This is a genomic window from Marinobacter sp. NFXS9 (assembly GCF_040148665.1).
Taxonomy (GTDB): Bacteria; Pseudomonadota; Gammaproteobacteria; order Pseudomonadales; family Oleiphilaceae; genus Marinobacter_A; species Marinobacter_A mangrovi.
In genome coordinates this window covers 34,217-53,628 of record NZ_JAGDDW010000006.1, presented here as the reverse complement: position 1 = coordinate 53,628, position 19,412 = coordinate 34,217, and the positions used below count along the sequence as shown (strand labels likewise).

Annotated in this window: 18 protein-coding genes and 1 pseudogene; 8 read left to right on the top strand and 11 right to left on the bottom strand. The window is 63.9% G+C overall.

Going from position 1 to position 19,412, the window contains the following annotated elements:
- Nucleotides 1-27 precede the first annotated feature (27 nt).
- Nucleotides 28-1,854, bottom strand: coding sequence for an ABC transporter ATP-binding protein (locus J3364_RS10955; protein WP_502882501.1), 1,827 nt, complete (start codon nucleotides 1,852-1,854; stop codon nucleotides 28-30).
- Nucleotides 1,855-2,056: 202 nt separating this feature from the next.
- Here J3364_RS10955 and J3364_RS10950 point away from each other — a divergent pair, with 202 nt between their 5' ends.
- Nucleotides 2,057-3,505, top strand: a complete 1,449-nt coding sequence (locus J3364_RS10950) for a hypothetical protein (protein ID WP_349558388.1) — start codon at nucleotides 2,057-2,059, stop codon at nucleotides 3,503-3,505.
- On the opposite strand, the gene J3364_RS10945 is transcribed toward J3364_RS10950, so the two are convergent.
- Nucleotides 3,496-4,953 carry a rhomboid family intramembrane serine protease gene (locus tag J3364_RS10945; protein WP_349558387.1) on the bottom strand — a complete coding sequence of 486 codons (1,458 nt, stop codon included), beginning with the start codon at nucleotides 4,951-4,953 and terminating at the stop codon, nucleotides 3,496-3,498. The two genes, J3364_RS10950 and J3364_RS10945, sit on opposite strands and share 10 nt — an antisense overlap.
- Before the next feature lie 168 nt (nucleotides 4,954-5,121).
- Here J3364_RS10945 and J3364_RS10940 point away from each other — a divergent pair, with 168 nt between their 5' ends.
- Nucleotides 5,122-5,847, top strand: coding sequence for an OmpA family protein (locus tag J3364_RS10940; protein WP_349558386.1), 726 nt, complete (start codon nucleotides 5,122-5,124; stop codon nucleotides 5,845-5,847).
- 122 nt (nucleotides 5,848-5,969) lie between these two features.
- Entirely contained in the window at nucleotides 5,970-6,380 is a 411-nt protein-coding gene (locus J3364_RS10935; RefSeq protein ID WP_349558385.1) for a copper resistance protein NlpE, read from the top strand.
- Between the two features lie 31 nt (nucleotides 6,381-6,411).
- Here J3364_RS10935 and J3364_RS10930 read toward each other — a convergent pair whose 3' ends face one another.
- The 6 genes from J3364_RS10930 to J3364_RS10905 form a co-directional block, all read right to left on the bottom strand.
- Nucleotides 6,412-6,813: an MAPEG family protein gene (locus J3364_RS10930; RefSeq protein WP_123634626.1), complete on the bottom strand. Its 402-nt coding sequence runs from the start codon at nucleotides 6,811-6,813 to the stop codon at nucleotides 6,412-6,414.
- A gap of 67 nt (nucleotides 6,814-6,880) precedes the next feature.
- Nucleotides 6,881-7,123: a GlsB/YeaQ/YmgE family stress response membrane protein gene (locus tag J3364_RS10925; protein ID WP_123634625.1), complete on the bottom strand. Its 243-nt coding sequence runs from the start codon at nucleotides 7,121-7,123 to the stop codon at nucleotides 6,881-6,883.
- Nucleotides 7,124-7,255: 132 nt separating this feature from the next.
- The gene (locus tag J3364_RS10920; protein WP_349558384.1) at nucleotides 7,256-7,972 is read right to left on the bottom strand and encodes a lysophospholipid acyltransferase family protein; all 717 of its coding nucleotides are present in this window, start codon (nucleotides 7,970-7,972) and stop codon (nucleotides 7,256-7,258) included.
- A 108-nt stretch (nucleotides 7,973-8,080) separates the two neighbouring features.
- A complete protein-coding gene (locus J3364_RS10915) occupies nucleotides 8,081-8,371 on the bottom strand; it encodes a DUF6316 family protein (protein WP_123634623.1) in 291 nt (96 codons plus the stop codon).
- Between the two features lie 62 nt (nucleotides 8,372-8,433).
- A complete protein-coding gene (locus J3364_RS10910; protein WP_349558383.1) occupies nucleotides 8,434-9,090 on the bottom strand; it encodes a class GN sortase in 657 nt (218 codons plus the stop codon).
- Complete coding sequence (locus tag J3364_RS10905; protein WP_349558382.1) at nucleotides 9,090-11,201, bottom strand: marine proteobacterial sortase target protein; 2,112 nt, start codon at nucleotides 11,199-11,201, stop codon at nucleotides 9,090-9,092. The genes J3364_RS10910 and J3364_RS10905 overlap by 1 nt, the downstream gene beginning before the upstream one ends.
- A gap of 187 nt (nucleotides 11,202-11,388) precedes the next feature.
- On the opposite strand from J3364_RS10905, the gene pdsR reads away from it, so the two are divergent.
- The 3 genes from pdsR to J3364_RS10890 all read left to right on the top strand — a co-directional run bounded on the left by pdsR (nucleotide 11,389) and on the right by J3364_RS10890 (nucleotide 14,676).
- On the top strand, nucleotides 11,389-12,090 hold the full coding sequence (pdsR, locus tag J3364_RS10900; protein ID WP_349558381.1) for a proteobacterial dedicated sortase system response regulator: 702 nt from the start codon (nucleotides 11,389-11,391) through the stop codon (nucleotides 12,088-12,090).
- 6 nt (nucleotides 12,091-12,096) lie between these two features.
- Nucleotides 12,097-14,151, top strand: a complete 2,055-nt coding sequence (locus J3364_RS10895; protein WP_349558380.1) for an ATP-binding protein — start codon at nucleotides 12,097-12,099, stop codon at nucleotides 14,149-14,151.
- Between the two features lie 81 nt (nucleotides 14,152-14,232).
- Nucleotides 14,233-14,676: a DUF4124 domain-containing protein gene (locus J3364_RS10890; RefSeq protein ID WP_349558379.1), complete on the top strand. Its 444-nt coding sequence runs from the start codon at nucleotides 14,233-14,235 to the stop codon at nucleotides 14,674-14,676.
- Nucleotides 14,677-14,685: 9 nt separating this feature from the next.
- On the opposite strand, the gene J3364_RS10885 is transcribed toward J3364_RS10890, so the two are convergent.
- On the bottom strand, nucleotides 14,686-15,405 hold the full coding sequence (locus J3364_RS10885) for a spermidine synthase family protein (RefSeq protein WP_349558377.1): 720 nt from the start codon (nucleotides 15,403-15,405) through the stop codon (nucleotides 14,686-14,688).
- A gap of 154 nt (nucleotides 15,406-15,559) precedes the next feature.
- Here J3364_RS10885 and J3364_RS10880 point away from each other — a divergent pair, with 154 nt between their 5' ends.
- A complete protein-coding gene (locus J3364_RS10880; protein WP_349558376.1) occupies nucleotides 15,560-16,204 on the top strand; it encodes a hypothetical protein in 645 nt (214 codons plus the stop codon).
- A 49-nt stretch (nucleotides 16,205-16,253) separates the two neighbouring features.
- On the opposite strand, the pseudogene J3364_RS10875 reads toward J3364_RS10880, so the two are convergent.
- Nucleotides 16,254-16,781: pseudogene (locus J3364_RS10875) on the bottom strand (DVUA0089 family protein); the annotation flags it as partial.
- Nucleotides 16,782-17,118: 337 nt separating this feature from the next.
- Between J3364_RS10875 and J3364_RS10870 the strand changes: the two are divergent.
- A complete protein-coding gene (locus tag J3364_RS10870; protein ID WP_349558374.1) occupies nucleotides 17,119-18,426 on the top strand; it encodes a DUF3422 family protein in 1,308 nt (435 codons plus the stop codon).
- Here J3364_RS10870 and J3364_RS10865 read toward each other — a convergent pair whose 3' ends face one another.
- Entirely contained in the window at nucleotides 18,427-19,395 is a 969-nt protein-coding gene (locus tag J3364_RS10865; protein ID WP_349558373.1) for a threonine ammonia-lyase, read from the bottom strand.
- Between the last annotated feature and the right edge of the window lie 17 nt (nucleotides 19,396-19,412).

The following is a 19,412-nucleotide window of genomic DNA, read 5'->3' as shown; positions in this document are numbered from 1 at the left end:
CGACGGTGAATGCGCCGGGCACCGTCATCAGTGCTGACGGTCCCCGTAGAGCTGGGCGTATAGCCCCTGCCGGGCGATCAGCTCGTCGTGATGGCCCTCCTCGATGATGCGACCGTCCTCGAACACGTAGGCCCGGTCGGCCTGTTTCACGGCGCTGAGGCGGTGGGCGATGATCAGGGTGGTGCGCTGTTTGAGGAAATCCTCCAGCGCCTGATGCAGCTGGTATTCGGTTTCCGCATCCAGCGCCGAGGTGGCCTCGTCCAGGATCACCACCGACGGGTCCGACAACACCATGCGGGCAATCGCCAGCCGCTGGCGCTGACCGCCGGACAGGCGCACGCCCTGGCGGCCAATGCGGGTTTCCAGCCCCTTGTCCATGGCCTGGATGGTGTGGTCCAGTTGCGCGATCCGCAGGGCATGCCACAGCGCCTCGTCGCTTTGCTCGCGACCCATGGTCAGGTTCTGGCGCACGGTGTCGTTGAACAGCGCGGGATGCTGAAGGACCGTGGCCACATGCTCGCGCAGGCACTCCAGGCCGATACGCTGCACTGGCACGCCGTCGATCAGGATCTCGCCCTGGGTGGGCGTGTACATGCCCAGGATCACCTGAACCAGGGTGGATTTTCCGCCACCGCTGGCGCCGACAATGGCCACTTTCTCGCCCGGCGCTACATCCAGGTTGATGTGCCGCAGCACGTCTTCTTCGCCGTAGCGGAATGACACATCGCGCAGGGTCAGGCTGACGGTGTGGCGGTTCTGGAACGGGTTCTCCAGCGCCGGATAGCGCGGCTCTTCCTTCAGCTGCAACAGTCGGTTGATCCGGGCCAGGGCGGCATTGGCGGCGTAAAACGCGTACTGCATGTTCAGCATTTCCTGCACCGGCGTCAGCATGAACCACAGGTAGCCGAAGATGGCGAACATCATGCCGATGCTCAGGTCGCTCAACAGCACGGTGATCATGGCGGCGGCACGGAAGCTGTCCACGCCGAACTGGAACAGGGTAAAGCTGGCGCGGGTGGCGGCGTCGCTGCGCCACTCGAATTGCACGGCGTGATCGCGCACGCCGCGAGCCCGGTCCACCAGATGGCGCAGGTAGTGACCTTCGCGATTGGCCGCGCGCAACTGGTGGATGGCGTCCAGGGTCTCGGTCAGGTCACCCTGAAACACCTCGTAGGCGCTGTTCTCCCGCCGCTTGAGTTCCTTCACCCGCTTGCCGATCAACATGGTGCAGAAGATCACCAGCGGGTTGAACAGCAGGATCAGCAGGCCCAGCTCCCAGTGAACCCAGAGCAGGACGCCCGCCGTTCCCAGCACCGTCAGGCTGGCCACCAGGAAACGGCTGATGGTGGTGCCGAGAAACTTGTCGATGGTGTCCAAATCGGTGATGAAATGCGCCGTGACGGCGCCGGACCCGAGGGTTTCGTATTCCGACATGGCGATGCGCCCGAGCCGGCCCAGCAGACGTTCACGGATCCGGAAGACCACGTCCTTGGAAATAATGGAAAACTCCCGCGACTGGGCCACGTTGAAGGCCAGCGCCAGGACGCGCATCAAGAACGCCAGGAGCACCATGGACGCGATGTAGACCGCCGGTATCTGCCAACTTTCCGGCAATACCGTGTTCATCACCGGGAGCACCGGGCCGGGCTTGTCCAGCAGCACCTCGTCCACCAGCACCGGCAGCAACAAGGGCAATGGCACACTCACCAGTGTCGCCAGCACGGCAATGATATTCGCACGCACCAGCCGGCGCCGGTGGGTCAGCGCGAAGCGGGCGATCTGGCGCCAGGTGTAGGCCTCGTGAGGGGCTGTCGCGGTCTCCACGGACCGGAGGTCGGGCTGGTGTCGGGTCAATCATGCCTCCCGGGGCCCGGAGCGGCCTGCAGTCACCGGCCGGGCAAGAATGAATCGTCTGTCTCTGTATTCTAACGGACCCGCGTCGCCCGCCGTGTCCGCAATTTTACGAAAAGCCAACATCCGGAGCGCCACCGGCGCTGGTCCCGCCTCCCGCCTTCTGCCATGATTGTGGGCCAGATCAACACCTTAGCAGCGCGACGTGAAACACTACTGTCATTACCATCCCAATACCGCCGCCAAGTGGCACTGCAATCACTGCCAGCAGGAATTTTGCCTGGTGTGCATGCCCGACGCCGACACCCATCGCCGGCACGGCTCCTGCCCGCACTGCAGCCAGACCCTGCGCTACCTGGGCGCGGCAACACAGGTGGAGCCGTTCTGGAACCGGATTCCCGCGTTCTTCCGCTATCCGTTCCATTCTGATCCGCTGATGGTCGTGGGCATCTGTACGTTCGTGCCACTGCTGCTGGATCGCAACCTGATCGGCCTGGTAGTGAGCCTGCTGTTGCTGCTGGCACTGTTCAAGTACACCTACGCGGTCATCCGCCACACCGCCGACGGCCACATGACGCCTCCGCCGCTGGCGACGGCCTTTACCGGCTCCGGGTTCGGCATCGTCCTCCTGCAGTTGCTGGTGTTTATCCTGATGGGGGCGCTGGTCTACAGCGCCGGCCTGGTCGGGGGACCGCTGCTGTCACTGGTGGCCATGGCCTTTGTGATCCTGGTGCTGCCGGCCAGCGTGATGATCCTGGGCATGGAAGAAGCGGTGGGACCGGCGGTGAACCCGGCCAACCTGATCTCGCTGATTTCCCGCATCGGCTGGCCTTACTTCGTGCTGTACGGGCACCTGGTGCTGATGATGCTGGCCAGCGCCGCCGTGCAGGAGTTTGCCGTTAACCATTTTGCGCCAATCGTCGCCCAGCCCCTGTCCGGCTTTATCAGCAGTACCTTCACCCTGATTTTCTTCCACATGATGGGCTACCTGCTGTTCCAGTATCAGGAAGAACTGGGCTTCGCCAGTGACCTGCAGGACGATGAGACCGTGCGCCGGGAGCCGGACCGCTCCCTGAGGCTCGACGCCGACATCGATATGAACCTCAAGGACGGCAACTACGAGCGGGCGCTGAGCCTGATCAAGTCCGGCCTCAAGAGCCATCCGAACCATCCCCTGCGTCTGGGCCAGCTCTATCGGTTGCTGGTGGCCACGAACGATAACGGCGAACTCTACCGGGCCCATCCGCGGCTGCTGCAATGGCTGGCCGATCAGCGCGATGCCGAGGGTCTGGCGGACTTCCTGCAGCGACTGGAAAAGGTGGAACCGGGCTTTCGACTGGACGATCCGGCACTGGCCGTCGCCTGTGCCCGGGTCCTGAACCATTACGGACAGCACCGCGAGGTGCTGCGTTTACTGCAGGATTTCCACAAGCGATTCCCGGACAATGACGAGCTGGCACCGGCCTACCTGCTGGTGGCGCAGTCCCTGGCCCAACTGGGGCAGTGGGAAAAGGCCTCGGCCTTTCTCAACTTCATCCAGAAGCGCTGTACCGGCCACGCCCTGCATGCGTCGATCGACACCTACCTGGAGCAGGCACGCAACCAGCAACCGCTGCGCGGGCCGGCGGCTCGTTTCGGGACCGATCAGGCCTGACCCAATTGCCCCAGCAGATCGCGGTAGTGCCGCGCCTTGGGCGTCATCTGCCGCTTCTCGAACTCCGCCGCCAGCAGGCGGCAGGCTTCTTCCACCAGCGACAGGTCACCGGCCGCCCGCAGGCGTTCGAACACCCGTTCCGCCGTCTTCAGGTCGCCGCTGCGCAGACCGGCGAAGAAGACCCGGTTGTGGTCCTCCGCCGCCAGCGGATGATGCGGCTGCCCCTTGCCCTGGTATTCCTGCCACACCGCCAGCATGCGCTCGGGCTGATGACGGGCCTGGGTTGCCTGCATCAGCTCCCGGGCCCGGTCGCGGTAGGCTTCGCTGTCCGGACGCAGCTTGGCCAGCTGGTACAGGTGCTCGAGCAGGACGATCCGCTCCGGATGCCGCTGCCACAGGGCCTCGAACTGCAGACGGGCCTGTTCAAAATCCAGCGCGCTGATCCGGCCCATGGCCTGGCCGTAGGCGCTGCGGAAGCGTTCTTCCTGTTCGTCCTCTTCCGGCTCGTAGAACGTCTCACGGGGCTGTAACCAGCTGCGACCCAGCAGCCAGACCAGGCCCGCGCCCACCGCCAGGCCACCGGCGTGGGCAATGTAGGCCACACCCGTGGCGCTAGCGAAGAAGTGATCGTAGATTTCCTTGCCGATCCAGACCGGCAACAGGGCCAGGGCCGGCGCCCGGAAATAGTCGAAATAAACGCCGAGAAAGTAGAAGAAGCGGATGCGCTGGCGGCCGAACAGCGCGACGTACATCCCCATCAGACCGGCGATACCGCCGGAAGCCCCCACCAGCGGCAAGTACTGCCCCCAGTTGAAGCCGGCCCACACCAGCCCCGACACCGCGCCGCATAACAGGTAGGCCAACAGGAATTTCACCGGACCCAGCGCCCGCTCCACGGTGAAGCCCAGCATGAACAGCACCAGCAGGTTGCCGATGATGTGCATCCAGCCACCGTGCAGGAACTGGTAGCTGATCAGGTCCGCCAGCGACAGGTCGGCCGGCACCACGCCTGCGGCCATGGCGGAGAGATGGCTGACGTATTCTGCCTGAATGGGGATTCGGTGTTCAGCCCAGTAGGTGCGCTGCTCCGTCGACCAGATCACCGACTGGTTGTCCAGCAGGTAATGGTAGAAACCGGCGTCGCTCAGCAGCACCTGGGCCAGGACAACACGCCGGTCCTGGGCTATCAGGTCCCGCACCGAACCCAGTCGCGAGGTCAGGCCGGTTTCGCCCTCCAGGCGGATCCGGCGTTCCAGATAGGTCTCGTAGGCCGGGGCTTCCAGCTGGTCCAGGTCGGCATCCAGGTATTGTTCGATGGCCGAGCCCATCCGGTGCCTGTCACCGGATTGGTAGAACAGGAACACCAGCAGGCAGGTGAGCATGATGCCCAGGGTCATCCAGGGCGGGCGGCGCCAGTCCACGGCGCGTTCGACGGGAATTATCAGCATAGTACGTCCATGGCAACGGACAGCCGTCGCAGGTCCTGCCCGATTTCATCACATTTCATCCGATCCGGTCTGCTTTTTACCACAGCGGTGCCAGATTATCGCGCTGAAATAGATCCTGAGAGACAGAGACGGGGCCGGCGCCCCAAACCGACGATCAGGAGTTTTTCCATGCCACAGCGTTTGTCATACCCCTTTCACACAGTCCGCATTCAATCTGAGGCGGGCCGCTGGCGGTTCGCCGCAGGCGCCCTGCTGCTGGGCGTTATCAGCGGCTGCGCCTCCAGCGGCGGACCGGAAAACGAGGCGGCCACGGCGACTCCGGCCCAGCCGGCCGTCGCCGACACCCGGCAACACATCGACCAACGGCCAATTGCGACACAGGCAGCAGCCGACAATAGTGAGCCCAAAACGGATGATCGCATCGCCGATGCACCTGAGGAAAAAGATATGACCGTTCTCGTCCTGGACAACCCGGAACTGATGGCCCACGCGGCCCAGGTACAAGCCAGCAACGCACAGGTGAATGCGATGGATGACAGCCCCCGCAAGCCGCACCAGATGAAATTCTACTTCGGCTTCGACAAGCATCGTCTGTCGGAGGAAGACCAGGCCATCCTGCGCCAACACGCCGCCTACATGAAGGCCCACCCGGAAGTGACCGTCAGCATCAACGGCCATACCGACAGCCACGGGCCGGAAGAGTACAACGCCTTCCTGTCCCGCCTGCGGGCCAACAGCGCGGCGAAGATCCTCAAGAGCGAAGGCATCGACGAGAGCCGCATCGAGGTGGTGGGCTGGGGCAGCCGCAAGCCGCTGACGAACCCGGAAGACAGCGCCGCCAACCGCCGCCTGGATCTGGACTACCACAGCGAACAGATGGCGAAGGCCCAGTAATCGATTCTTCCTGCCCCTTCTCAATCCGGCGTGTCGCCTGATACGCCGGATTGAACCCGCCCAGCGAACCTGCGATTCTTTCCCCTTTCCTGACCCGCTACCCCTTGCCAAGGAGGCGACCCATGCGCCCAATGACGCTCAGTGCCCTGATGACCGCGGCTCTGCTGACCGGATGTGCCAGCCAGACACCGGTAACCGAACGCTCACCGTACGGCGTCTGGGAAGGCACCCTGCCCTGCGCGGATTGCCCGGGGATCGAGACCCGCCTGACCCTCTACCGGGAACCGGACACCTACAAACTGACCGAGACCTATCAGGAGCGCAACGGCGATGTCACGGAACGGGAAGGTCAGTGGCAGGTCCTGCCGCCCACCGATCCGATGGATCTGGGGCGCATCAGCCTGCAGGGTGACAATGGCAAGGTCGTCCGGATGTACCGCCGGCTTCCCGAAGGGGATCTGGAAATGCTGAACCGCGACGGCGAGCGCATCCAATCGAAGCTGAACTACACCCTCCGCCGCAAACGGCTCTGAGGTTACGGGTCAGGGACAAGCCTGGACGAAATTAAAGGGAAACCTGGACCACGTTAAGCAGCGTCAGTGCCGCCATGACCAGGATCGACAGCCAGGTGAACAGCGTGCCGAACATGCGGCTCAGCGCATAGCCACCGCGACTGCGGATAAAGCCCCAGGCGTGCAGCAGGCGGCCCACGATGAACAGCATGCCGATGGCGTAAACGTAAATCACGTAGACCCCGTTCAGCTCACCCAGCCCCATCAGGATCAGTGTGATCGGGGCGTATTCCACCAGGTTGGCGTGGGCGCGGATCGCCACCTGGATATCCTTCTGACCGCCATCGCCCATACCCACATTGAGCTTGCGACGGAACAGCGACACCCGCAGGGCGAGGAACAGCATCAGGATGGCCGTGATGGCGGCAAAGACGGCGGTAACCGGTACGATCATTCTCCAGGAATCTCCACGACTGCGGTGAGGGAGCCCCGGGACATTCCCGGAGGCTCCGTGGCGGCGTTCACGCCTTCTTGATGGCGCTCACGATCCATAACAATACGATGGCACCCACGGTTGCGGTCACCAGCGAGCCGATGGTGCCGTGGGAAGACAGCCCCAACAGACTGAACAGGAAGCCACCGATCAACGAGCCGACAATACCAATGCCGATATTGGCGAGTACGCCAAAACCACGCCCTTTCATGATCAAACCGGCCAGCCATCCGGCGACGCCGCCAATGATCAGAAACAGAATCAGATTCATCGCATCACTCCCTTTCGCCACTCTGAAGCCGGACACCGTGGCCCGGCTGCACCTTGCCGCCCCATGCGACAATCCCCACATACCGAAGGAAAAGCGCTGCGAAGTCAAGCAGTCACGGCGAAGGTAAAGACCTCAGGCCGATTCCCCGGTTCCCATCTCGTGGATGGCCTGGCTCATCTCTCGATGGCAGCGGGCCATCAGCTCGGGAACATCGTCGGAGGACAGGTCGCGGGTTTCGACTGGCGGCAACACCCGCAACCGCACCGGGCGACGTCGGCCGAGCAGTCCCCGGGTTTCCGAGCGGTAAGCCTCGGCACAGACCATGGTGATGGGCGCATTGGCGGCGATGGCCGCGTAGAAGGCCCCTTTCTTGAACGGCTGCAGGTTTTCACCGTGGCTGCGTGTGCCTTCGGGAAAAATCCACAGGCTCTTGCGTTCCCGGGTCATCGCCTCCGCCGTGGTCTGGATCACGGCCACGGCGCGGCTGGAGCGTTTGCGGTCGATCAGGACATTGCCGCCCAACCAGAACACCTGCCCGAAGAAGGGAATCCAGCGCAGGGACGCCTTACCGATCGCCACGGTGCGCGGCGGCAGCAGATCGCCCATCAGGAAGAGGTCGTCGTTGTGCTGGTGGTTGGCAATGATCACGGTCGGCCGGTTCAGGGGCATGTTTTCGTAACCATCCAGAGGGCGCTCCAGCCCCAGCAGACAGCGGCCGGTGCGGGCAATCGCCCAGCCCAGGATACGGGTGTTATCGGGATTGAAAGGCCGCGCCATGCACAGAAACAGGCCCAGCAGGCAGAGGACAGGCACCGACAGCCACGCCAGCAGTGCTCGTAAAAAACGCATCGGGACAGACTCCACAGCTCACCAAACGGCGCACACCTGTGCGCCGGGCCGCATAGGATATCGATCCGGTTCGTTTATTGGAACCGTGATAAACAGGCCATCAGCCCGTTAGGACAGGAGTCGGGCCATTTCCCGGCACTGCTGACAGTGGGCGGCGGTGCAGGTTTCATAGTCGTGCAGCACGACGCCGTAGCTGTAATCCACGGAAGCCCCCCGGCGATGGGCGTCCACATCTTCGATGTAGGCTTTCACCGATTGCTCCGCCTGTTCGAAAGACTCGAAAGGCCCCAGCGTGGTTTTTTCCCGCGTCGTGAAATACCAGCGTCGCCCGGCCGCGAAATAGCGGCTTGACCGGGGCGGCAATGGCCCGTGCTCTCCTTGCCGTTTCTGCAGGAACATGACACTGTCTCCGATTAGTGTGCATCAAATGTGCGCCGGAATCTGACTTTTGTCAAACAATGTCAAAGTCCTACGTTGGCAGAGGTCAATAGATCACTTTTGGGTGGGACAATGGCCTGCGTTCGAGTCGGTCTGACAGCAACCTGCCCGCCGGCCTGCAGCTCGTTCAGGTCCTCCGCCTCGATCACATAGCGCATCGGCCCGTGGGGATCCAGGGCGTCGAACGGATAGCAGGTCACCAGAACCAACCGATTGATACCATCCGGCCGGAAATCCAGGCGCGACTGTCTGGAGTCCACCACCCGCTCGTTCACCACCTGATACCGATGCCAGTCGCCGTCGAGGCCCTGCAGGGCCAGCTTGTCGCCCACCCGGATTTCCTGCAACACACTGAAATGGGTATCGCGGTGGCCGGCCAGGATCACGGTACCGGCGTGCCCCGGCAGCGCCGAGGCGGTGACGTGCCCCGGTCCGAAGGCCAGACTTTCGCCGCTGGTACCCGCCAGGACCACCATCGGTTCGTTCCCGTCCGGCAACCGCAGCCGACCGACGGGCCAGGTATCCGCCCAGGGCCAGGGTCGATTCCGGGCCTGTTCGGCCTGGCTCTGGGCCCAGGCCATGTTGAGCAGTTCCTGGGCCAGCTGGGCCTTCAGCGGAATCCACAGGCCGGCCACCAGGGTGATGGCGGCGGCGACGGTCAACATCATCAGGGCGCGCATTATCCAAAAACCCTCCGCCGGGCCAGAAACACAGCGAACGCCGGCATCAGACCCGCCAGGCCGATCAGGATCAGCAGGGAAGACGGGGTGGCAGTCTGCGGGTAGCGCAGCATACCCGGGGTACTGCCCGCCGGCAGCAGGGTGGGCACCGACTCCGCTTTGAGCTTGTCTTCCTGGGTCCGGACCGGGGTCTGATCCACCGCCACGAAACTCGTGTACGGCGTCACCAGGCCATGCGCGAGGGCCAGCGGCGTGACTTCGGCACGGATATCCGCCTCGGAGGCGCCATAGATACGCTGGTCGCTGATCTGGTCGATCTGCTGACGTGCCCAGTAGCGATGCAGGCCCTGGCCGGGTGCCGCGGCGTCCAGTTTCAGGGCGCGTTGCCAGGGCGTGCCGTCCGGCAACTCGCCGCTCAGCTTGAGCTCACCGGCCGGCGCCTGGCCGCGGGCCACCAGCACCAGGGGTTCCCCCTGGAACAGATCACCGGGGCGTTCGGGAAACGCCGTCGGTTGGTCCGGCCAGCTCGCCGAGAGATTGCCCAGCACCGGAGCGGCCATGCGGTCCAGCAGGCTCCCCAACTGGCTGCCGATTTCAGCGCTGCTGCCCACCGCGGTGAACGTCCCCCGGCCGAAGCGGGCCGCCTCGCGCATAAAGTGCATATTGGGGGCCGAACCGATGCCCACGGTGAACAGTCGAGTGCCGCCCAACTGGTCGTGAATCTGCTGGAACAGCGCCTGCTCGTTACCGACGGCACCGTCGGTCATGAACAGCACCTGGCGTACCTGGGTGGACGGTTTTTCACTGGCGGGCCCCTGCTGGCGCAAGGCCCGGTCCAGGGCCGGTGACATTTCCGTTCCGCCGTTGGCCGACAGGTTGGCCGCATACTGACGCGCCGCCCGCAGTGAGTCAGCACTCACATTGCGAGCGCTGCCGAAAAGGGCCGACGTGGTGCTGTTGAACTGGATGATGTTGAAGCGGTCCCCGGGTTTCAGTGTTTCCAGCCCGGCCAGCAGGGCCTCACGTGCCTGGCGGATGGATTCACCCGCCATGGAGCCGGAGGTGTCCACCACGAAGATCAGCTCCCGCGATAACGACTGTCCGCCGTTCAGGCCGGGGACGACCATCGCCAACAGATAGTCTTCGCCGTCGTACTGCTCGTGGAAGACAGCCGCGGAAGGCGTCTGCTCCCGCTTCGGGCGCCAACGCACCACCACGTCCCGGTCCATGGTGACGCCGTCGCCCTTGGGGCTCACCTCCACCTGCTGGCCGCGCCAGACCGAATCCAGCGCGTGACTGGGGCTGACCACCTGCTCGATCGGAAGGCCGGCGTTCAGGGTCAGGTGCAACTGGGCCCGATGACTCCCCGCCGGCACATCGCCGGGATTGACGGTGTAGGGACTGATGGCGTCGGCATCCGGCACCTCGGTGGTGGGCACCGCCCAGCCCTGTTGCCAGGCGACCGGTTTGGGATCATCCACCAGCGGGTCGCCCGGCATGTAACGGGGCGTCAGGGTGGTGGGCAGGCGCAGACTGAATTCGCCATCCCGGTAAGTCACCCGCTGCTGGTAGCGCAGTTCCACGGTGACCGTCTCGCCCGGCGGAATATTGGCCACGCGCGTGGTGAACAGGTTGGGCCGTTGCTGTTCCACCTGGGCGGCCTGTTTGCCTTCGGACTTGGCCTCTTCGTAGGTCTTGCGAGCATCCTCCCGGGTCTTGATCTCACCCACGATGACCCGCTCACCGATGTGCAGTCGCATGGCGTACACGCTGGCCTTTTCCGGCAAGGGGAAGACGTAGGTGCCCTCGCGCCAGTCGTCGCTGGTATTGCGGAAGGTCTGCTTGAGGCGGGTATCGGCCAGTAGTGCGCTGACATTGACGCGGTAATCGGTGTTCAGCGCCAGCGCGGTTTCGATGTGCCCTGACGGCGTCATCAGGCGCAGTTCGCCGGTACCGGGCGACTCACTCGCCCGCGCTGCCGCCGATTGCAGGACGAAAAACAACGCCACTGCCAGCCACAGACTGATACCTTCCATCACCCGCAACAAACGGGGGCGGGCGGTCGTTTTCGAGTGCAGGCCACGGGGCCGTGACAGGATCAGGTTTTGCACAGCATGTCCTCTTTGCCATTCGATTTTTGGCTATTACACCGTCCGGGAAAGGCAAAGCCGTGGGAGAACCTGTCGGGATTGCGGGTCAATCGTGATCAATTGTGGCAAATGGACGGCCAATGCTTGCGAGGGGCCCCCGGCATGTTTAAATAGCCGTCAGTCTTTAGGGAAGCTGTGAGCCGGATGTATGAAACGCCATATCGTGCTAGTCGAGGACGAACCCGCGATCCGGGAAAATTACCGGGATGCCCTGCAGCGACGGGGGTACGAGGTGACGGTCTACGCCGGCCGCCCGGAAGCCCTGGAAGGTCTGAAAGGCCCGCTGCCTGACCTGGCCATCATCGACGTGGGTCTGGGCGAGGAGATTGAGGGCGGTTTCGACCTCTGCCAGGCCCTGCGCCAGCGTTCGGCGCTGCTGCCCATCATATTCCTGACCGCCCGCGACAGCGACGCGGACTCGGTTGCCGGCCTGCGCCTGGGCGCGGACGACTACGTCACCAAGGACATGAGCCTGGACCATCTGTTCGCCCGTATCGCCGCCTTGCTGCGCCGGGCGGACGCCTGGTCCCAGAGCAGCCAGCAGGCGGACGAAAAACTGCAACGGGGCCGCCTGTCGCTGAATGTCGATCGCATGACCGCGGAATGGGACGGCCAGGCTGTGGAGCTGACGGTCACCGAATTCTGGATGCTGCACTCGCTGGTCCAGCACCCGGGCCACGTTCGCAGCCGCACCCAGCTGATGGAGGCGGCTAACACCGTCCTCGACGACAACACGGTGACCTCCCACATCAAACGCATCCGGCGCAAATTCCAGCAGACCGACCCGGCGTTCGACGCCGTGCAGACGGCCTACGGCTTCGGCTACCGCTGGAACGCCCATGAATCCTGAGCCTGCATGGTCCGCCTGACCCTCAAACGCCAGCTGCTGATCGCCTGCCTGCTGGTGTTGCTGATTCCCTGGGCGGGCCTGCAGTTCGTGCTGGAGCTGGACTCGGCGCTGCGTGCCCAGGCCACCGAGCAGCTGGCCCGGCAGTCCGCTCGGCTGCAGCACCTGATCGAGAACGACCGCGCCAGCCTCAATGCCCTGCCTGCTCCGGACCAGCGACTGCTGTATGCCCAACCGCTGACACGGCACCTGTTCATCGACGGTTACGGCGACGACTGGCCCAGTTGGGACGAGGACACGGATTCCGCCTACGCCAGCCCGGTCTCGGCAGACGATCCCGTGCAGTGGCGCGCAGCCGTGGACGGCCAGTCCCTGTATCTGCTGATCCGCGTGCGCCAGGCGCCGGGCCGCTATTTCGATCCGGGTAACCCCGAGGCGCCCCATGCCCATTTGCGCCTCTACCTGAACGACAACGGCCACGCCATCTCCCGGGAAATCCGCACGCCGGCGCCCGGCCCGGTGGTGGGCGCCGCATCCGATGGCGGCCCCGGCGACTACCGGGTCACTGGCGTCTGGCAGGCCACCGCCCAAGGTTATCAGGTGGAGCTGAGGATGCCCCGGCCTGCGCTGAACAGCGAAATCGGCTTCGAAGTCTGGCATCCGGACCCCAGCCTGAGCGGCGGCTACCGCCTCCTTGGGCACATGGGTTACGACGCCGGCCACCACCTGCCCCACCTGCTCTATCCGCTGACCGTCCTGGGCGGCGAGATTCAGCCGTTACTGGGCGCGGGCCAACGGGTGCTCTTGCTGCACGACAAGGGTTGGGTCCTGGTGGACAGTCAGGGGCCGCTGCAGGAAGACCATACGGATTTTGACAGCCTGGGGCCGGGGCAGATCGTCGAACAGATTGCCCTCAACGGCCTGCGTGCCCTGCTGCGTCGCTTCCAGCCCGATCCGGCACCGCTTCCGGAGGCGTCGCCGCGTTATGCGGTGCCCACCATCCCCGAGCAGGGACTGGTGCGTCACGGTGACGAGGAGTCTGCACTGGTGTATCGGCGCACCCTGACCACCCCGTCCGGCGCGCCGGTCACGCTGGTGCTCGAACAATCGCTGAAAGACATCCTGGCCCTGTCCGGCGATACGCTGGGCCGGGTGATCGTCCGCAGTGTGCTGTTCGTGGGTCTGCTGGTGCTGACGCTGCTCGGCTACGCGAGTTGGCTGTCCTGGCGGATCACGCGGCTACAACGCAGCGTGGCGGCAACGGTGGATGCCGATGGACGCCTGCTCAAGCGGATTCCGGAAAGCCGTGCCGGCGATGAACTGGGCGAGCTGTCACGCCAGTTCAGCCGGCTGATCGACAACCTGCACGGTTACACCGACTACCTGGAAAGTTTCGCCCGACGCCTGTCCCACGAGCTGAAAACGCCGGTAGCGGTGGTGCGTTCGTCTCTGGAGAACCTGCGCCACGATAACCCGGAGGTGGCCAACTCGCCCTACATCGACCGGGCCAACCAGGCCACCGACCGCCTCAGCCAGATTCTGCATGGCATGAGCGAAGCGGCGCGGCTGGAAAAGAGTTTCGAGCAGGCCGAACGGGAATCCTTCGACCTCGCTGATGTGGTCGCCCAGGCCACCGCGGCCTACCAGAGCCTGGATCCGGACCACACGATTCGTTACGAGGGACCGACCTCGGGTTGTCCGTTTGTGGGCTCACCGGAACTGCTGGTCCAGTTGCTGGACAAGCTGGTGGACAATGCCCGGGATTTCACCCCGATCGGCGGCCTGATCGAAGTGCGCCTGGAAGACCGGGACGCGGTCTGGCACCTGCAGGTGTTCAATGCAGGAGCGCCGCTGCCCGCTCACTTGACCAGCGAAATCTTTAGCCCGTTCGTGTCCCTGCGCGAAGGCCAGCAGGACGGCCACCTGGGCCAGGGTCTGCAGATCGTGCGGCTGATCACCGACTACCACGGCGGGCACATCAGCGCCCGTAATGTCGGCGATCCCGATGGGGTGGTGTTCGACCTGCTCCTGCCGCGTCACCCGCCTCAACAACCCTCCCACTGACAGGCAGCCATCCATCCTTTCTGGTAGGCTGACGCGTTCAGAGAACAACCAACGCCCACGGATTGGGCAGGAGAACGCAGGATGCGCACGTCCCTTCTGGTGCTCATGCTCGGCATGAGTGCCTGTCCGGCGGTGTCCGCCGCCATCTATCAATGCCAGGGCCCCAGCGGCCAGGTGGTCTTTTCCGACTCGGCCTGCTCGGACCATGCGAAGGAAGTCGAGGTCAACCCGGTCACCACCGGCGGCCGGTTGGACACCGGCACCGACGTGGAAGTCTGGCAGCCCACCCATCACGCCAAGCGCCGCCAATCGACCGACGGCTGTGATCTCGGTTACGTCCAGTCGACCCAGCTGCGCACCTGGCGGGCCCGGCGGCAAGTCAAGACGGGGATGAGCGCTCAACAACTCAATTACGTGCTGGGGGATCCGGACCACAAGGAAGGCCAGTGGTGGGTCTACGAGCGCCGCGGCAAGGAAACCGGGCGCTACAGGGTGCGCGGTGGCTGCCTGGTGAGCTGGCGTTGAGCCGACAGCTCAGGCCGGCTGGCGGGCCAGGTAGACGGTATTCGACGATTCGCCGTTCTGGAACGGATTGAAGAAACTGACAACCTTCGCCTCGACACCCGTGAAGACGGCACCCAGATCCGCCATGAAGGCGTCTGCCGGTGGCTCGTTGGACCAGACCGCGAATATGCCACCCGGCTTGAGCTGCCGGCTCATCAGGCGCAGGCTGTCCGGCTGGTAGAAGCTGGCATTGCCTTCGTCCAGGAAGTCGCTCGGGGAATGGTCGATGTCCAGCAGGATGGCATCGAACTGGCGCCCGGGTTGCGATGGATCAAACCCGCCCTCGACGGCCAGTTCAAAGAAACTGCCATTCACAAAGCGGCAACGATCGTCCTGGTTGAACACGGCGCCCAGCGGGACTTTTTCCTGCTGGTGCCAGCGGATGACCGGCTCCAGCATTTCCACCACCAGCAGCTCACCCACGCGCTTGTCGCGCAGCGCGGCGTCGGCGGTATAACCCAGCCCCAAACCGCCCACAACAACCGCGAAGTCATCGCCAGTCAACGCGCCCAGGCCCAGGTCCGCCAGCGCCACTTCAGCGTCCACGAACATGCTGGACATGAGGAATTCCTCGCCCAGTTTCACTTCGTAGATATCGCGCTCGCCCAACGCCGGAATGCGACGCCGCCGGAGTGTGATCTCGCCGATGTCGGACGGCTGGCTATCAATCTCTTCGAAGAGTACGCCCATCTCGATGTCCCCGTTAAATAGCCGTACAGACTATCATTCATGGACCGGGAAAGCCCTTCGGCCGGCCTGCTTGTCGTCGAATCAATGAAAGTTCATGCTGGACGATTTCGAATGCAACGCCCGCGCGGGGCCCATCAGGACAAGGAGAGCGTCTTTGATCGACTGGCTCAACCAAAACAGCGGCGTATTACAGGTCATCACCAGCGTCTGCACGCTGGCCATCTGGCTGTTCTACGCGCAACTCCTCTACACAACCTACCGGCGGGATACCCGACCGCGCCTGCTGATCAACAAGGGCGTGGGCAAGGACGACCTGGATTCCCCCTGCCTGATCTGCAACATGAGCAAGGAGCCCATTTTCATCCAGTGCCTGGTGGTCGAGCTGGAAACGTCGGAAGGGGTTTTCTGCACCACCGCCACCGATCCGGACGAAAGCCTGGACGATGACGAGAACCGCAAACCCGTTCGCGAACGCACTCGGCAGGGGCCGTTACACAGCGGCGCCTGTATCGAGGTGAAGAGTTTCCGGGAGTTGATCGAGCGGGCTGCGGTTGCCGGCGGTGTCCAGGTGGACAACGGGTTACCCCGGGACCGGGAGGTGGACTTCCTGTCACTGCGGCTGACCATCATCTCCATCTACGGACCGGAAGACCACCCGTTCGGTGCAGCACGGACCTTCAGCCTGGACTGCAGCGATGTGCAGTGCCCGCAGATCCAGCCGATGTCACTGGATACCGAGCGCCTGACCTCGCGCAAGGACAAGCGTCAGGTCGAGCAGTGGCTTTGGGAGTATATCTAGAGAGATCCGGCGAGCGAGCTGGCGTTCTGTCACGCCAGCTCGCAGGGACTCAACCGCGACGGGCGCGCCGCAGGCCCAGGCCCAGCAGACCCAGCCCCAACAGGGCGACGGAGGACGGCTCGGGGACGGACGCCGCATCGTCCGGGTTGGAAGCGCTGTCGACGCCGTCCAGCCAGAGGCTCCAGTTCGGGCCCATGCCCTCGTGACTGGCGGGCTGATCCCATTCGGCCAGGGGAATCGGGTCCAGGCCGTCGTATGCGAACCCGTCGGACAGCATGTTGCCTTGCGCCGCGTTGTTAAAGGTGGCGATGGTAAAGATGTAATTCCCCGCCGCCAGGCTGCTCAGTGAAAACCCTGAGTCAAAACGGGTCTGGGTCGACGGATTGATGCCGCTGTTGTCGTCGTTTTCATCAATAAGTGACCCGTCCGCATTCCAGAGCGCCGTGATCGGATCAAAGTTGGTTCCACCCTGATACGAATCCGTCCAGATCCGCACGTCGTCCGCGTCGTTATCCAGGGTGAAGTAGGTGTAGACGACATCGTTGTGGTATTCGATGTTACCGGTGAAGTGAATCGTTGCGGCGCCGGCATTCGCCGCCATCAGGCATCCAGCCAACAACACTGCTCCCGTCTTCATAACAACTCCTTATCGTTAGAATCCTGTCCATATCCATGGGCCCATCCGGGCCGACGCCGACAGCAGCAATATGCGATCCACAAACGGAATTCATGCCCTAAATCAGTCGCTTTAGGTGAAAAAATCACTGATTATTCAGAAGCATGAACAAGATGTGTGAATTTTTTCGACACATATTCATGATGATCGACCTACTCCCATCGTCGCCTTCCCGGTTACACCGCTTTGGCCTATGGTCATCACAGGACCGTCATAAAACCCGTTGAGGAACATTGTCTTGCACCCGTCACTCGTCCGCCTCGATTTGCACCCGCTGCGCGATGAGCTCTACAACGAGCTGCATTCACGGCCGTTCCAGGTGTTGTCCTGCCCGGCCCGGGTGACTCATATCGCGCTGCTGACCACACCGGGCCAGCGTCGCGAACAGTTCCGACACCTGCAGCACCTGCACCGCCTGCTGGGGTTCGAGGCGCCCGTCCATGAAGTCAGCTGCTACGAAAAGGATTTCGGCACCCTGCGCATCCGGCGGGAGATGCACCTGGAATTTGCCTCCTACACCTTCATCAGTCGGGCCGATCCCGAGGCCGATCCGTTTACGTCGACCGGCATCACCCATCTGCCCAAAGGCTGGCTGGAGCAGCTACAGGGGACTGTGGTTGCGGCATTTCACCTGGACGTGCAGCAGGCGGCCGGCGGCCCGGACGTCGACCTGGCGCGGGTGCGGCCCTGGTTCGAAGAGCTGCGGCTGGTGGGCAGCAGCCCGCAGGAAGGTGCCGCCCGGATCTGGGGGACGTTCCGGCTGCACAGCGATGGCTTCGGCCGGTTCATGATCCTCAACCACCACATGTCCGACAGCCAGTTGGGGCGGCTGACCCAACGGGTGATGGAAATCGAGACCTATCGTTTGATGGCGCTTCTGGCGTTGCCCCTGGCCCGGGACATCTCGCCCGGCCTGGCGGATATGGATCAGACCCTGGCGGCCATCACCCAGACACTGGCCGACAACGCAGACGTGGACGAACCCGCGATTCTGGCCCGACTGACCGACATCGCCGCCCGCATCGAGGCCTTCCGCGCCCGCTCCACGTTCCGGTTTACGGCAACACGGGCCTACCACCAGTTGGTGCTGTCCCGACTCGCAGCCCTGCGCGAAGACGAGTTGAGCGGCCATCTGACCCTCACCGAATTCATGACGCGGCGCCTGACCCCTGCGGTGGAGACCTGCCAGTCCGTGGGTGACCGGTTGGAGGATCTGTCTCGTCGTGTCGATCGGGCGTCAGAGATGATGCGGACCCGGGTCGAGCTGGCCATCCAGAGCCAGAACCAGGAGCTGCTGAGCTCCATGGACCGGCGTTCGAAAATCCAGTTGATGATGCAGCACACGGTGGAAGGGCTGTCGGTGGTGGCGATCAGCTACTACCTGATCGGCCTGTTGAAGCTGGGCCTGGATGCGGCCCACGACAACGGCTGGGCGTTCAACAAATCGCTGGTGCTGGGGGTTGCGATTCCCGTGGTGTTGGGCGGCGTCTTTCTGGGGGTGCGACGGATCCATCACCGTTTCCTGAAGATGGCCCGTCAGCAGTAATCAGTCGGTCAGGCAGCGCTCGACTTGCTCCAGGTCCAGGTTGGCGCCGGTCAACACCAGCACGGTATCGCCGTCGACCGGCGGCGGACGATGCTCGATCAACGCCGCCAGGCCGACGGCGGCCCCCGGCTCCACCATCAGGTGGCCGCAAGAGAGCAGGTATCGCGTCGCCTGTCGGATCGACGCCTCGCTGACCGTCAGGATGTCATCCACCACTCGCTGGCTCACAGCGTAGGTGTTCTCGCCCACCACCGCCGGCGCCAGGCTCGCCGCCCAGGTGTCCACATGATCCAGTGCGGCAGCGGCATTCTGGCAATCCCAGGCATGGCGCATGGTCGGCGCACCCGCCGGCTCCACACCGATCAACTCGACCTCCGGCCGGGCCGCTTTCATCGCCAAACCCAGCCCGGAAATCAGGCCGCCGCCACCAAGCGGGCACAGCACGCGCTGCATGTCCGGGCACTGACGCAGCAGCTCCAAACCCACGGTGCCCTGCCCGGCCATCACGCGCGGATCGTTATAGGGGTGGACCAGCGTCAGCCCGGACTCGTCGCGCAGGCGATGGCAATGAGACACCGCCTCCTGGATCGTGCCCTGGACGATCACCGTCGCCCCCAGCGCTTCCGTGCCGCGGACTTTCAGCGGGCTGGAGCCTTCGGGCATCACCACCGTCACAGGTACCTCACGCTTCGCCGCGGCCCAGGCCAGTGCGAGAGCGTGGTTGCCGGCGGAAACCGTCACCAGCCCCTGTCGCAACTCTTCCGGTTCGGCCGTTAGAACCCAATTGAGGGCACCGCGAGCCTTGAAGCTGCCGGTTCGCTGCAGGGTTTCCAGTTTGAGGTGGAGCGGCGCGCCCATCACGGCGTCCAGGTCGGGCACCCGGAGCAGGGGCGTTTCGGACAGGTAAGGCCGGATACGGGCTTCGGCATCGTGGATGGCCTGCGCATCCGGTATCGGGGTCTGAGCCATGTGGGCCCTCCGGAATC